Genomic DNA, 15581 nt, shown 5'->3' on the forward strand with positions numbered 1-15581 from the left:
GATTTATTAAAACCAAGAAAGGTTCACAACCCAACAATTACTTGATAGTTTATTAATAGTTCCTTTACTAAGGGTTACTTTACCAATAACTACTTTAGTAGTTGGTATTGCGGTGCTCTTCTGATTCAGTATCGATTTGCTCTACCAGTTCTTGCATATCCTCATCCATGACCTCTTCATCATCAGCAGGATAATGGCTTGGCAACTCTAGCACTTGCTGAACAAAGGCATAACGCAGCGTATCACGGCGACCTAAGTAGCGTTGGTAAAAGCTTGAGTTTAAGAGCCCTGCACCGCCCTGACCAATCGCCCAAATAGACGATAGATAATCACGAGTACTCAAATTGCTGTGCTCATCTTTTAGGTATGCGCTAATAATATCAATCAAACGCTTCATGCGCTGGCGACGGATATCATATAACTCACCAAACAAACGATTGAGCCCAGTTACTGATGCTGCCAGACGCTCTTCGATTTGGTTCAATAGCATGGCTTTTTGCGGGTTGAACAACTGCTGAAAAATCATGCGGGCAACGCCTGCCGAGGGGCAGTCATCAATACGGTTAATCTCAAACAACTGCTCTTCGTAACGAATAATAATACGCAGATAAAGCTCATCTTTACTGGAGAAATGCTTGTACAGGGTGCCTTTAGCCAAATCGAGCTGATCTGCCAAACTGTCTAAAGTGATATCACCATCGCCTGACTCAAGTAGCAATTGTTCTGCCATCGCTAAGATGTTCTCTTCTCGTGCCTTGAACTGGTGCTGACGACTCATAATCTCTCCTAAAACATGACAAGATTAAGCATATGACCATCAATTATGTGCGTACATTTGGCAATGAGCGTATAAAACTATACAAGAACTGCTGAAATACCATAAAAGGGATATGCTTATATTTACAAATAGTCATTGATAATCATATAGTTACATTCAGTAAATTAAATACTAAAGGGGATTGAACTAGAAGACTATCACATAAATGACTGACTGGTCATAGCATAACCATTTTAGCGATACTGTGCCAGTAAATTTTCAAAGTTTTTTGCGGTTAATGCTCCGACCTCGTTACTATCACAACCATACATATCTGCGATAAAGCTTGCGACGTAGGGTACGTAGGCGGGCTCATTGGGACGACCACGCTTAGGCACAGGCGCCAAATATGGACTGTCGGTCTCAATCAAGACTCTGTCTCTAGGCATGTGCCTTGCAGCATTTTGGATATTTTGAGCACTTTTGAAACTGACAATGCCTGAGAAAGAGATATAAAATCCCAAATCTAAAGCACGTTTTGCGGTCTCCCAGTCTTCAGTGAAACAATGGATAATACCATGCTCAGCACCTTCACTTTTTAAGATATCGATCGTATCTTCTTTTGCATCGCGCATATGTATGACAAGCGGTTTTTTTAGTTGCTGACTGGCATGGATATGACGTGCAAGACTGGCTTGCTGCTCTTTTTTATTTTCTGTAGACCAGTAGTAATCTAGCCCTGTCTCACCTATTGCCCATACATGGTCTTTATCAGCAGTTTCTATTAGACGCTCAACCGTCGCTGATTTCAGTACCTCGATATCCTCACAAGGATGAATCCCTACACTCATCCCTAGATTTAGTGTCTCGTCGCCGTAGGTGCTCACAATATTGGCAATCTCGTCATACTCCGCAAAATCACACATGATCGCCATCGCACGGGTGACATTAGCAGTTTTCATAGCGTCAATCGCGCCAGATAATTTACCATCATATTTCGTCAAATCTAAACGGTTAAGGTGACAATGAGTATCTGTAAACATAAATAATCTCGTTGTTAAAACTTTCTCAATTAAAAGTCTGGGAATTAAAATTTAAATCTTATTTGCATTGGTTGCTGTGAAGGAATCTGTTTTCAAGTGGCATCGTATTTCCTACTCTTAAAAACCTATTCACTAATACATGTCCTAATACATGAGACTAATTAAGAGGCACAACTCGCATCACCTCTTCTATGGTTGTCACGCCTTCACTAATACGTTTTGCACCTGATAAACGTAATGGCTGTAGACCTTCACGATAGGCTTGTTGTTTGAGCACATCTAAGTTTGTATCGGCTGCAACCAGTTTTTTTAATTCGTTAGACAACGGCATAATCTCGTATAGGCCGACTCGTCCCTGATAACCAGTATGTCGACAATGCTCGCAGCCTTGAGCAATATAAATTTGTGCTGGGGCAGGCGCACGCCAAGGTTGTACCAACTCCTGCCATTGAATGGCAACCTCGCTGTCTGGCATAACGTCTACCGCTTTTTTGCAATGCGGGCATAGCGTACGTAACAAACGCTGTGCCATTACGCCTAAGATAGTCGCTGATGTCAAAAATGGCTGAATACCCAAATCATGCAAGCGAGTGATTGAACTTGGCGCATCGTTAGTATGTAGTGTCGAGAGCACTAAATGCCCTGTCAATGAAGCTTGTACTGCCATATTGGCTGTTTCGGCATCACGAATCTCCCCCACCATAATAATATCAGGATCTTGACGCATCAAAGAGCGAATGCCGTCAGCAAAGTATAAATCGACACCTGGATTCACTTGCATTTGGTTAAATGCAGGTTCAATCATTTCAATAGGATCTTCAATGGTACAGACATTGACTTGTTCAGTTGCTAACTGCTTGAGAGTACTATACAAGGTCGTGGTCTTACCCGAACCTGTAGGCCCAGTGACCAAAATAATCCCGTTTGGATGAGCAGTCAATTCATGCCACGTTTCAAGCTGCTTACCCGATAGACCAAGCTGAGCAAAGGAACGCACCAGTACTTCAGGATCAAACACCCGCATGACCAACTTTTCACCAAAAGCGGTTGGCATAGTCGATAAACGAAGCTCTGTCTCTAGTCCCTTCGGCGTTCGCGTCTTTAAACGACCATCTTGCGGCTTACGCTTTTCTGCAACATTTAGCCGCCCTAGAATTTTGATACGTGCGGTTACCGCGACGATGATTGCCAATGGCATCTCATACACCGTATGGAGTACACCATCAATACGGAAGCGAACCTTACCTGTCTCACGACGTGGCTCTAAATGGATATCACTAGCTCGTTGCTCAAAGGCATATTGCAACAGCCAATCAACAACTCTAACAATATGCTGGTCATTGGCATCAGGATTAGTATTGTCACCCAATTGCAATAATGCTTCGACATTGGTCACATCGGCAGCTGCACGCTTATGGACACTATTTGCGCCTGCAATCGCTTGGGTGACTTGATAGAACTCTTGACGGTAGCGTTTGATCTGCTCAGGATTGATATAGACCGTACGATAGCTTTTTGATTTGATCAATTTTTCAATACTTGAGTGCCAATCCGTATAAAAAGGCTGATCCGTTCCAATAATCACTTCGTCTACAGCGACCTCAATCGGTAAAATATGCTGTGAACGTGCATATTCAAATGACATCAATTGTGTGACTACAGGGACATCAACTTTTAGAGGATCAATACGGACGAGAGTCATATCTGCTTTAGCCGCCAACCATTGATTGAGCCAAGCCAAAGTTAATTTATTTTCAGCGCTGTTGTCCGTCGCATGGCCATTCGGTAAGCCAAATTCACTAATCGTTAGTAGAGGGTGCTGCGCTTTATCGCGACGGCTAGTTATGACTAGGTTATAGCCGCGTTGGTCAATCACTTTATCTGCCAATAGCTCATCTAGACACCAACGCAAATCAATCACTATCGAGTACTGTTGAGCAGACATATCTCTCTTCTTCTATTGTTTTAAAATTTGTTGTCAAAAACGATATCAATGCAAGCCAGCTACACCGTAACCACAGCGATTATCTGTAGCTGTCCTGTTTTTATCAACTGAAAACTCACATCAACCGATTTATAACGCATAACAAATGGCGTGGCTATCTCTGTCCGACGATAAGCTGGACGCGGGTCTTGGGCAATTAGCTCTTTAATAATACTCATATCTGAGGCTATCAATTGATTTTGTATACGATGAATCGTAGACGCAACTGACATACTATTTAATCCGGTGTTTGCGTCTTTAATACTTTTATCATTATTAGCATTACTAGACTCGCCTGCACTTACTAACATCATAAATTGTTCGTTAGCGGCATCGGTCACGGTTACGTTTAATAATTCTGGAGCAGTTGGTGCAAATCCACTCTGTGCTTGGATCAGCGCATCACTATAGGCCACATATGGCTTTATATCGATGATTGGCGTGCCATTTATCATATCAGCGCCTTTGATAATTAATAATACACGGCCTTGAACTATTTTGACCTGTTCGAGCTTGACGACAGATAGACCTAGCCCTGAAGGCCGATACATACTACGACTGGCAAATACCCCTATTTTTTGATTACCACCCAATCTTGGCGGGCGTACTTGAGCGCGAAAGTCACTACTGGTTTCATTGTTATTTTTATATCGATAATTATGATGAAACTGCCAACTTACCCATATATGACTAAACTTATCCAAACCATCAAATGCAGCTGGCGTATCATATGGCGCTAACATCTCAATGACACTAGTCAGAGCAACCAGGTTTGGCTGGCGCGGCGCACCGAATTTTTGTGACAGCGGGGCACGGTGATAGCCAATGACAGGAGCTTGATGGTAGTTATCTAATAGGGAATTCTCATCAAGCATATACCAACTCCAGTAATACAAAACTGCCCTGATAAGGCAGTTTTGCCAAATGATACAAAATTACTCACTAACGATATTCCATTTTATCATGCTAGACAATCACTGCTAGACGGATTTTTATTTTAAAGTTTGGTATTATGAGCAAGAAATTTGATGAGAGTCATTTACATTTGGATGATATGACCAGTAATGCTGTCATCGTTGACGCAAATCTACTCTGTCTAATGGCGTAATAGCTGGCTATATATAAACTGATAAACCAGCTGTACTGTGCTTATTCATCATTTACTAATTCATAAAAATAGCAGTTTCGACAACGATTAAAAGACTGATACGTTTTTATAATGTTCAATCTAACATTGAAAATTCTGATTTAATACTTATTCAAACTTAACACACAAATAACAACTTATTAACGAGGACTTTATGTCAAAACTTCGCACCGAAACGGTTACAGAGGTTCATCATTGGAATGATGCCTTATTTAGCATCAAAACCACACGTGACGATGGCTTACGCTTTCGCAATGGCGAGTTTGCGATGATTGGTCTCGCTGTCGATGGCAGACCACTGCTACGCGCTTATTCGATTGCTAGCCCTAACTATGAAGACCATCTAGAGTTCTTTTCTATCAAGGTTCAAGACGGCCCTTTGACCTCACGCCTACAACATATCAAAGTCGGCGATGAGCTATTGGTCAGCAAAAAGCCCACCGGCACGCTAGTCTTAGACGATCTACTACCCGGTAAACACCTTTATATGTTGTCCACTGGTACGGGGCTTGCGCCATTTTTGGCCTTGGCACGTGACCCTGAGGTTTATGAGCGCTTTGATAAAATCATCTTGGTGCATGGCGTTCGTTATGCAGATGATTTGGCGTATCGTGACATGTTCGAAAATGAGCTACCCAACGATGAAATCTTTGGCGAATGGTTCCGCGAGAAGTTTATCTACTATCCAACGGTTACTCGCGAAGAATTTAGAAATCAAGGCCGTGTTACCGACTTAATGAAATCAGGCAAACTTTTTGAAGATATTGGTTTGCCACCGATGAATAAAGACGATGACCGTGTCATGATCTGTGGCAGCATGCCATTCAATGCGGAAGTCTCTGAGATTTTAGATGGTTTTGGTCTCACTGTGTCGCCACGCATGGGCGTGCAAGCGGACTATGCGGTTGAGCGCGCCTTTGTCGGTTAAGATTAATGTGATTAAAAGCACAATTATTATAAATAATTCTTGACGCTAAAAAATAGGCTGCTATAATACGCAGCCTATACAGAGAACACTGTAGCCCAATTCGATAAGGTTTCGCACAATAGACTTTATCACCTAACATGCCAGTGTGATGGAATTGGTAGACATGACGGATTCAAAATCCGTTGCCTTTAAAAGCGTGTCGGTTCGAGTCCGACCACTGGTACCATTATTTAGTACAAATTAGCCTCCTTTATCGGAGGTTTTTTTGTGCTTATTATTTATATTTGTGTTTTAATAAATTCCTAGCTTGTTTATATCGATACTTCAAATGGCATGACAGCGCTTATCTTAATCGGTACCGCATAACTCCATGGCATGCCAGCACTACAATAAAAATATCCATCATTAAATGACACAATATAAGCGGTAAAATCATTACCACACTGATCCATCATCGCTTGTTCATCGCTTTCATCACACACCGCACACCATATATTTTCATCACCCCGCGCTAGCATTGCTCGTGTCAAATCGCTCCCTTTTAATTCATGACTCATCATCAGCTCCTTAATTATCTTGAACTTTCTCATTACTATTTTTTTAGAAAGTTAATTTGCCAGTACTCAATTCATAAGTTTGGTATGAGCTATAAACAATGTCTTATCAGGTAAATACAATTCCTATAAAAGACCATTTATTACTTTCATAACTATTGATTATCGTGGTTAATATATTGTAAAACGATAGCATTAGAACTGTAACATACAACTATAATATTCATGATGGAAGGCGATAATATTCAGACAGGCGGTATGGAAAATCTGAAAAACTTGAGGTATGCGCCATACAGAATATATATTAGTGAACATATGTTAACCATATTGAATTTATTAGTATTTTAACGCCATATATCTCTGACTATTAACCTTACACTAAATTTAATTATTGATATATAAATTATTCACATATTGCCATATTTTTATGGTTCTATATTCGAAAAATCTCTTTATAGTTTAATAATCGATACTGAAACAGAAGTATTGAGTGATGTAAAATATCAACCATGAAAACTCCTACAGCATCCAATCCACGTAAAATCATTCATATAGATATGGATGCGTTTTATGCCAGTGTAGAACAACGTGACTTCCCAGAGTTACGGGGCAAGCCACTAGTGGTTGGTGGAGATCCAAATGGTCGCGGTGTTGTAGCAGCAGCTAGCTATGAGGTACGTCAGTTTGGGGTGCGCTCAGCTATGTCTTGTTATGAGGCTCGCAAACGTTGTCCAGAAGTCATATTTGTCAGACCACGTTTTGAAGTATATCGAGCTGTTAGCAGCGATATTCGCAATATCATGTACAGCTTAACGCCTCATGTTGAGCCATTATCGCTAGATGAGGCTTATCTTGATGTCACTGGTCTCACGGTACATAAAGGCTCAGCGACATTGATGGCCAATTGGTTAAGAACACAAATATTGCAACATACAGGATTGACTGCTTCTGCTGGCGTGTCCTTCAACAAAATGTTGGCCAAGATTGCCTCTGACATCAATAAGCCTAACGGCACCGCTATTATCACACCAGAAGACGCTGATGCTTTTATTAGTACACTGCCTATTGAACGATTTCACGGGATAGGTAAAGCAACGGCAAGACGATTACATGCGATGGGCGTGACTAACGGTGCTGATCTACGCCGTATGTCAGCCGAAGTATTGATTAATGAGTTTGGTAAGCGAGGACAGTTTTATCATGATATCGCTCATGGTCGCGATGAACGCGCTGTCAAGTCTGAGCGCCTGCATAAGTCTGTTGGTTCGGAGACTACTTTTAGAGAAAACCTAAACGATGACACGGCGTTACGTGTACAAATCTATGAACAAAATGCGGATGCCTTCGCGCAACTGCACAAAAAAAATCTCATCGCTCATACTATAACGCTCAAGGTTAAGTATGCCGACTTTACTCAGATTACCCGTACGCACACGCTGACTACCGCTTTTAGTAGTGCTGAATCTGCTCATTACTGGTTAGACAAATTATTCTTAGATATTCCGCGCCAGCTCCCTATCCGATTAGTCGGGGTCACTTTTTCGTCATTGACACCTGCAGCCCAACTATTGCCTCAATTAAATTTATTTGAGTAAAATAAGCAAAAACTAACGTGATAAACGTTAGGACAGTTAAATATTTTTGCTTAGGCTATTTAAATAATTCAAATATGTTTTGTGCACGGTGACTACTTAGTAAAGCAACCTTTTGTAGCAGTATTTCTGCTACAATTATGCCAAAATTTCTATCCATTTAAAGACTGATTATGACCAACGCTCACACTGCATCTTCCGATTCTAATGCCCCGCTTGATACCAATAATAACAGTGACGTCTTAGATTATCTAAGCGTGGAAGATTACGACTACGACCTACCAGATCGTTTGATTGCGCGATATCCATTAGCACAGCGTTCTGCTTCAAAACTTTTGTACTTGCCTACTCACACTGTTACAAATGCTACGCCTGTAGAAGACTGTTTGTTTTCTGAGTTGCCTGAATTATTAGACGCTGGAGACCTGATTGTCTTTAATGATACAAAGGTGATGAAGGCACGCCTATTCGGTCAAAAAGACACTGGCGGTAAACTTGAGGTCTTGATTGAGCGATTGGTTAATATCTCAGACTTAGATATAGCAACACTGCATTTAGAAGATTCAGATAATAAGTCAGTCAACCAAGAACATATTGCTCTTTGCCATGTAAAAGCCAGTAAAGCACTGAAACTTGGTCAACGTTTTCAACTGGCCGATGGTCATATGAGTGGCGCGATGATTGGTCGTCAGGACAACTTGTTTATTTTAGCCTTTGATGCGCCAATTTTGCCTGATTTAGAACTTTACGGCGAGCTACCTATCCCGCCCTACTTTGAACGTCATGCTGATGATACTGATAATACTCGTTATCAAACGGTTTTCCATGATCCTGCTAAGCTTGCAAGTGTCGCTGCACCGACAGCAAGTTTGCATTTCGATGAATTGGTGCTCAATAAGTTGGCAGAAAAAGGCATCAATACTGCTTTTGTGACATTGCATGTTGGCGCTGGTACCTTTGCGCCAGTCAAAACAGACAACCTACTCAATCATACTATGCACAGTGAGTATGCACATCTGCCACAAGCAACTGCTGAGCTGATTAATCAAACGCACGCAAATGGTAATAAGGTCATCGCGATTGGTACCACGGTGACTCGCGTCCTTGAAACGGCGTATAAAAAAACAGCTATCAATGGACAAGCACTCTCTAGCTGGTCAGGGGACACAGACATCTTTATTTATCCAGGGTTTAAATTCGGTGTCATTGATCGACTATTAACAAACTTTCATTTACCCAAGTCGACGTTGCTAATGTTGGTATCAGCTTTTTCTGGCAAAGCAGCGATTGAACATGCCTATCAACATGCTATTGAAAAAGAATATCGATTCTTTAGCTATGGCGATGCTATGTTACTTGATAAGAAAATAAGCTGAACATTAAATAAACATTTATGCATTGGACGCAACAGTTGTGAAATAAACTGGTAAACTAAACCGTACTTTGTTATAACAGCAAAGATAACTTATTTTGTAAAGGACTGCTCATGTCTTGTCATTTATCTCGTCGCTTGACTCCTGTACATCGCGCGGTATCGATGGCATTACTTTATTCTGTAGGTTTGGCCGCTATTATTCCAAGCGCGCAAGCTGCAACTATCGGTAAGACAGTCGTTAGCTCAGCTCAGCATGAACCTTTGAGCGCAAGTATCGTGGTCACCGACATACGAGCGGCTGACTTTTCAGCGAGCTTGGCCAATCCAGTTATCTATCAACAGATGGGATTGACTCCGACTGATTCAATGAATGTGCGTTTTCAAGCAACTTCAGCAACCAGTGGTCAGGTATTAATCAGCACATCACAGCCCGTGTCCAAGCCGTTTGCTGATTTGGTGTTGTCGATCAATGATAATGGGCAGCAAAATGTTGTACCAAAAACATTATTAATGCCGTTAAACGATAGTCTACCGATTAATAATGCTTCCAAAAATAGTGTCAAAGGCACTCAGAAACTTAATTTACCAAGTGTTTCTGCAAGCGCTGCAAAACCGTTAACCGTAAGAAAAGGTGCACCGCCGCCATTAATATCGGTATCTAACGCTGCTGCAAATAAACCAGCTCTAGCAAATACAGCAGCAGTTGATTCCTCTATTTCTAGATCAGTGTCTAACATAGAAGCTCCGACAGTGACAGCTACTTCGCAGACTAGCAATCTTACTTACTCGCCTAGTCGGCTTGATAATGGGCGCTTAAATAGCGGCTCTGATATAAAAAACACTAGCAGTAATGCAAAGAAGACTGATAACGGCCTTAATTCAGCGAACCGTTTAGATAGCAGTTTCTTAAATGTAAATAACAATACTGAAACTACGAAAGTTAGTGCCAATAATAGCGCTAAGGCAAGTATTAAAAACACTCCAATTTTAGATAAAGTATTGATTGATAAACCACTCGACACTCTAAATATTCAAGTCACACGGCAGATACAGCCGAGTCGTAAAAAAATAGACGCTGACGCATCACCGGTACCTACTCCAACTACTAGCATCTTAGCAAGCAATACTGAGAAAAATGCTACTAGCGTCTTAGCAGCTTCTATTGACAATACAACGTCGAAACCCGCTAATAGCGCTATTAATAATACGTCTTCAAATGACATAGCAATAGATAGTTCGTCAGTTAATCAATACCAAGTACAACGTAACGATAGCCTATGGATTATTGCTCAGCAGATCGCGCAAGAAAACAATCTAGATACTTCCATCGTGATGAAGCAAATTCAATCACAAAACCCTGATGCTTTTATCAATAAAGACGCGGATCAATTAAAAGCAGATGCTAAGCTTATTTTACCTAGTTATGATGTCATACCATCACAGAAAAATTTAGAAGCGGCTATCGATGCACAAAGACAATATATTCGCAGAGCAAATACAGCGGCGATGCAAAAAACAGCTCAGAGACCTTTTAAAAAACCTTCTATAAATACGCAAGCGGCCAAACGCCCTGAAAAAGCCACTACGACTAAAACACAGACTTTATCAAAAGCACAATTTTCTGTGCTTGCCCCTGGGCGAGATGGCAATGCAGATGGCACTCAAGCGAAAGCGGCATCAAACACAGGGAATGGTTTGAGTACAGATATATTAGAGACACTTAAGGCATCGCGGCAGCAGGCAGCATCACAGGCTCAACGATTATCAAGTACCAGTAGCACTCTTAGTAGCTATACTAAAAAAATTCAGTTACAAAACCAAAAATTGGCTGAGCTGCAGGCTCGTCTCGAAAAATTACGCAATCAATAATTGCCTAACTGACTCATACATTAGATTGTGATCACAGGCGTAGGAATAACTATGGACAATATGCTATATATCATCGCCGGATTGGCGCTTATCTTGTTAGTGGCTGCTTTATTCTTGCGCAAAAACAAGGCGCAGAAATCGTCATCATCGCCTATTAATGCAAGAAAAAATACGTCTACTCCATCACAAAAAGTAGATTATGGTACTCCTACCCACACTAATGTCAGCAATAGCCATAAATTTGACCATATTACTATTGCTCAGCGTTTTATGGATCAGCAGCGCTATGACAAGGCGATCGAAACCATTAAACGTGGTTTAAGTGAGAAACCTCATAACAGTGCATTGTCTCTTAAACTACTCAGCATATACGCGACGATAAACCAGCCAGAAGATTTTAATAATATTTATGAGTCTATAAGAGCCCATAATGATAGTCAGACTATCGCTCAAGCAGACGAAATAAGAAATCTATCTTTTGATGAATTAGAACCTGCCGCTGTGCAAACGCTAGCCCCGGACAATGCCAAAGACGATTTTGGCGCTATCGACTTCGATTTGCCTATTAGTCAGAATGATAGTACTAATACAGTAGATCACCAGTCAATTGAAGAAAGTAATAACGCAAACGATAACGCAATAAATGAGCCTATCGATAGCTTAGAAGTGTCAAACGAAATTGACAATATTAATCCTACTACCGAAAATCCAAATGATAGCTTTGATCTGACGCTCAGCGATTTAGAGAATGATTTCGTTGCGCCTAATACGACAAATGAAATGCCTGTCACACTGTTAGACAATGTAGATAACGACGTTTTAAAGAGCTCTGCTAACGATAATGTTAGTAATAACGAAGATAAAGATCTTAGTGACTTTGAGTTTGACTTTGATTCATTTGATGATACTTCGAATGAATCATCTATAGACACTAACCTCTCACATGATGACAATGAGAAAGCAGTACTAGAAGAAGACTTTATATTAGACTTCGATGATTTAGCAGCCGATACAGACAAAGACAACGTCGTCACTAATGACATATCTACGAATTCAGAACAACACTCTTTTGATACTATTCAAAACAGTGAAGATGACTTTTCTTTATCTTTGGGCAGTCTAGATACATTAGATGACATCGATACTGTCTCCAATGACGACCTATCTACGACTGAAAACGACAGTGATTTCGATAATTTCATTCTGGAAAATACTGATTTCGGAAATAATGCTTCTGAGAGTACGACCCTTGAAGAAGACAACTTTGCAGATACTAATCTTGAGGAATCATTACTCAATGATGATATCGAGGTTAATGATGTTAGCGTTGTTGAAGAATCGAATATCGCACCTGCTGCACCATTGAGATTTGACGACAATACACTGATAGACGATGATTTTAATATTGACGATGCTGATTCTCTATTTGACACTCCGTCGACCACTACCCCAGTCTCTACAGCTGCACCAGTTGAGAGTAACACTCCTATCACGCCTCAAGAGACTGAGTCAGCAGAAGATTTTTCATCACGTTTCGCAGCAGATTTTGATTTTGTAAAGTCGTTAGACAGTAATCAAGTGACGTTAGACTTGGCAGATCAATATCTGCAACTGGGTGAATATGACAGTGCAAAGCGTCTACTCAATGAGGTGATAGCTCAAGGTAATAGTGAACAGAAACAGCAAGCACAGTTACTACTTGAACGTACTGCGTAGTTAATAGTCTAGTCTCTTATCAGCAAGTACTTCCTAATCACGGGATGCTTGCTGATTTTTTTTGCATTTAACTCTAATACTATCTATTATTGAACCCTTCAGCCATCGTTGCTCAATCCTCTAGCGCCTCTTTTCTTCCATAATTGTTTACTGTGTTGATACTATGCCATCTTCTGTTATGCTCAAAAATCTATCCGATCCTATTCAACTGATTTATGCTGGCGGTACCTTTGGTAGCTATGGCAGACCATTGGCGCCATTATCAGCAGAAGTGTTTTTGCCTACTCTACAAAAACTTTTGTCCGCGCAAGACAGTACGAATAACTTACCGACCGTCTCATGGTTGGAAAACGCCCTGATCAAAGACAGCAGCCAATTTACTCCTAGTGATTTTACGCATTTCTATCAACTACTCCTGAATGCTTATGCCAAAGGTGATAGACGCTTTGTACTCATCACTGGCACGGATACGTTGAGTTACTTAGGCGCATTTTTAGCAGAAGCGTTTGCAGGTAGTGATATTTGTATTGTTCTGACCGCAAGTATGCGCCCATTATTAGACAGTGAGATATTGCATTCCTATAACATCGACGAACATAGCGATGCTTGGAGCAATCTAAACGACTCGTTAAAACTAGCAGCTGCTGGTGAATCAGGCGTGAAGGTCAGTTTTGGCGGGGAAGCATGGTCTGCTCAAACGGTACAAAAAATTCACAGCCATGATCTGATGGCATTTACTGGTCATTCTCGCGCCGCTTACCCAGCCAATAGCTATATAAAAAATCTACCTGACACTCGTAGGCAACATTGGCTTGATGACCAACAAGACTTGCTATCCAGTATTCAAACACGCGCTGAAAACGCGAGTGTTCATGCGCTATATTGCCTACCTAACGATGTTTCGATGATAAACAACCAGCTACAAGCTTTATTGTCGCAACCACCATGTGGCATTATTCTATTGGGATTTGGCGCCGGTAACATCCCTTATTCAGCTGCACTAGCAGAGACACTGACCCTTGCTCATGAGCGTGGACATATGGTGATATCAGCCAGTCAATGTCCGTTTGGTGGCGTCAGCGATAGTTATGCGGCAGGCAGTTGGCAGTACGAGCATCATGTCATTGCTGGAGGTCGGTTGACCATACCCGCTATTTATGCCCGGTTACTATGGTTGCTACTTCGCTATGACAGTCCTGCAAGACGCAGACAGCGTTGGTTGAATAATGTCAATCAAACTGGCACTAGCATCAAAAAGCGATAAGCGACTTTTAATTAACTCTCATTTTATAAGTTTAGAAACCCTAATGTCTGAGACTGAAATTATCGAAACTGAACCAACCTACACTTTAGCGATTGCTATCGAGTTCTTAGGTACTCATTATCATGGCTGGCAACGGCAACGAGAGGTTTTGGGTGTACAAGAAGCCTTAGAGACAGCTATCGGCAAAGTTGCCAATGAGTCTGTAGAAGTCATCGCAGCTGGGCGTACTGACGCCAGCGTACATGCGAGCAATATGATTGCCCATTTTACAACTCATGCGTATCGCCCAACTCATAACTGGTTACGCGGTGTGAACAGCCTACTTCCCGATGATATTGCTCTACGCTGGATACAACCCATGCCAGCTGACTTTCATGCGCGCTTTGGTGCCATTGCTCGTCGCTATCGTTATATTACGCTCAATCAAGCACAGCGCCCTGCCATACTAAATCATCAAGTAACTCATATCTATGAGCCGCTTGATTTGAAAGCCATGCAGCAAGCAGCAGCTGATATTGTCGGTACACATGATTTTAGCAGTTACCGTGCTGCGGCCTGTCAGTCCAATCAGCCAGTGCGCACGATTAGCCATGCCAACCTTTTTGCTCATGGCCAATTTATCGTTTTTGATATACAAGCAGATGGGTTTTTACATCATATGGTTCGTAATTTAATGGGTACGTTGTATGCCATTGGTAGACATGAGCTAGAACCAGCAGATTTTTTGAATATTCTACATAAAAAAGATCGAACGATTGCACCACCTACTGCTTCAGGTGATGGATTGTATTTTATAAATGCCTATTATCCTGAACGTTTTCAAAGATTATTGCCAGACGCGCCACTAACGCCTGTCTGGTTAAATCTACCTAACTAAATCAATATCATTTGGCATACATATCACTTACATGCTGTCAAGTCAAAAGCAGGTTCGTATTGCTTTAATCCGCTAACTTACGTATAATATGGGCTTATTTTTTAATTGATTGATACAAATTATGGCAAAAGACGATATTATTGAATTTGAAGGCGAAGTCATTGATACCCTTCCTAATACTTTGTTCAAAGTTCGTTTAGAAAACGGGCACGAAATCATCGCGCATATTTCTGGTAAGATGCGTAAGCATTATATTCGTATCTTGACAGGTGATAAGGTTAAAGTTGAAATGACGCCTTATGACCTATCTAAAGGCCGTATCACCTACCGTGGTAAAAACTAAATACTGACTGACCAATAGGGTTATGAAAGTATTAGCATTGGTAAGATACAGCCAATAGCCGAATAGCTACGTTATCGCTGATAGCTGATATGACGCTTGGGTAGTGAAACTGATAATAATAATGAAAATGCT

Annotated in this window: 13 protein-coding genes and 1 tRNA gene; 9 read left to right on the plus strand and 5 right to left on the minus strand. The window is 41.1% G+C overall.

Annotated elements, in window-relative coordinates; translation table 11 throughout:
* Positions 1-94: 94 nt before the first annotated feature.
* From ACTXGF_RS22690 to tsaA, 4 genes are all read right to left on the minus strand, one after another.
* Positions 95-778 carry a TetR/AcrR family transcriptional regulator gene (locus ACTXGF_RS22690; RefSeq protein WP_057759351.1) on the minus strand — a complete coding sequence of 228 codons (684 nt, stop codon included), beginning with the start codon at positions 776-778 and terminating at the stop codon, positions 95-97.
* Positions 779-1011: 233 nt separating this feature from the next.
* A complete protein-coding gene (locus ACTXGF_RS22695) occupies positions 1012-1800 on the minus strand; it encodes a TatD family hydrolase (protein WP_443532627.1) in 789 nt (262 codons plus the stop codon).
* A gap of 157 nt (positions 1801-1957) precedes the next feature.
* Positions 1958-3745 carry a type IV pilus assembly ATPase TfpB gene (gene tfpB, locus ACTXGF_RS22700; protein ID WP_443532625.1) on the minus strand — a complete coding sequence of 596 codons (1788 nt, stop codon included), beginning with the start codon at positions 3743-3745 and terminating at the stop codon, positions 1958-1960.
* Between the two features lie 59 nt (positions 3746-3804).
* Positions 3805-4659: a tRNA (N6-threonylcarbamoyladenosine(37)-N6)-methyltransferase TrmO gene (gene tsaA, locus ACTXGF_RS22705; RefSeq protein ID WP_443532623.1), complete on the minus strand. Its 855-nt coding sequence runs from the start codon at positions 4657-4659 to the stop codon at positions 3805-3807.
* Between the two features lie 426 nt (positions 4660-5085).
* Here tsaA and ACTXGF_RS22710 point away from each other — a divergent pair, with 426 nt between their 5' ends.
* Together ACTXGF_RS22710 and ACTXGF_RS22715 are read left to right on the plus strand one after the other, a co-directional pair.
* Complete coding sequence (locus ACTXGF_RS22710; RefSeq protein WP_025650828.1) at positions 5086-5859, plus strand: ferredoxin--NADP reductase; 774 nt, start codon at positions 5086-5088, stop codon at positions 5857-5859.
* 139 nt (positions 5860-5998) lie between these two features.
* Positions 5999-6085: transfer RNA gene (locus ACTXGF_RS22715), tRNA-Leu, on the plus strand.
* 85 nt (positions 6086-6170) lie between these two features.
* On the opposite strand, the gene ACTXGF_RS22720 is transcribed toward ACTXGF_RS22715, so the two are convergent.
* Positions 6171-6416 carry a hypothetical protein gene (locus tag ACTXGF_RS22720; RefSeq protein ID WP_057759343.1) on the minus strand — a complete coding sequence of 82 codons (246 nt, stop codon included), beginning with the start codon at positions 6414-6416 and terminating at the stop codon, positions 6171-6173.
* 506 nt (positions 6417-6922) lie between these two features.
* On the opposite strand from ACTXGF_RS22720, the gene dinB reads away from it, so the two are divergent.
* The 7 genes from dinB to infA all read left to right on the plus strand — a co-directional run bounded on the left by dinB (position 6923) and on the right by infA (position 15449).
* Positions 6923-8008 carry a DNA polymerase IV gene (gene dinB, locus ACTXGF_RS22725; protein ID WP_201606836.1) on the plus strand — a complete coding sequence of 362 codons (1086 nt, stop codon included), beginning with the start codon at positions 6923-6925 and terminating at the stop codon, positions 8006-8008.
* Positions 8009-8178: 170 nt separating this feature from the next.
* Positions 8179-9381, plus strand: a complete 1203-nt coding sequence (gene queA, locus ACTXGF_RS22730; RefSeq protein WP_443532620.1) for a tRNA preQ1(34) S-adenosylmethionine ribosyltransferase-isomerase QueA — start codon at positions 8179-8181, stop codon at positions 9379-9381.
* A gap of 110 nt (positions 9382-9491) precedes the next feature.
* Complete coding sequence (locus tag ACTXGF_RS22735) at positions 9492-11249, plus strand: FimV/HubP-related protein (protein ID WP_443532618.1); 1758 nt, start codon at positions 9492-9494, stop codon at positions 11247-11249.
* 51 nt (positions 11250-11300) lie between these two features.
* Positions 11301-12965 (plus strand): FimV/HubP family polar landmark protein, encoded by a 1665-nt coding sequence (locus tag ACTXGF_RS22740; protein ID WP_443532616.1) that lies wholly within the window; start codon positions 11301-11303, stop codon positions 12963-12965.
* 163 nt (positions 12966-13128) lie between these two features.
* Positions 13129-14229: an asparaginase gene (locus ACTXGF_RS22745; protein ID WP_443532614.1), complete on the plus strand. Its 1101-nt coding sequence runs from the start codon at positions 13129-13131 to the stop codon at positions 14227-14229.
* A 43-nt stretch (positions 14230-14272) separates the two neighbouring features.
* Complete coding sequence (gene truA, locus ACTXGF_RS22750; protein ID WP_443532612.1) at positions 14273-15106, plus strand: tRNA pseudouridine(38-40) synthase TruA; 834 nt, start codon at positions 14273-14275, stop codon at positions 15104-15106.
* Between the two features lie 121 nt (positions 15107-15227).
* A complete protein-coding gene (gene infA / locus ACTXGF_RS22755; protein ID WP_021814850.1) occupies positions 15228-15449 on the plus strand; it encodes a translation initiation factor IF-1 in 222 nt (73 codons plus the stop codon).
* Positions 15450-15581: the final 132 nt, after the last annotated feature.

The organism is Psychrobacter sp. 1Y6 (assembly GCF_052258385.2).
In the GTDB taxonomy this organism is placed as follows: Bacteria; Pseudomonadota; Gammaproteobacteria; order Pseudomonadales; family Moraxellaceae; genus Psychrobacter.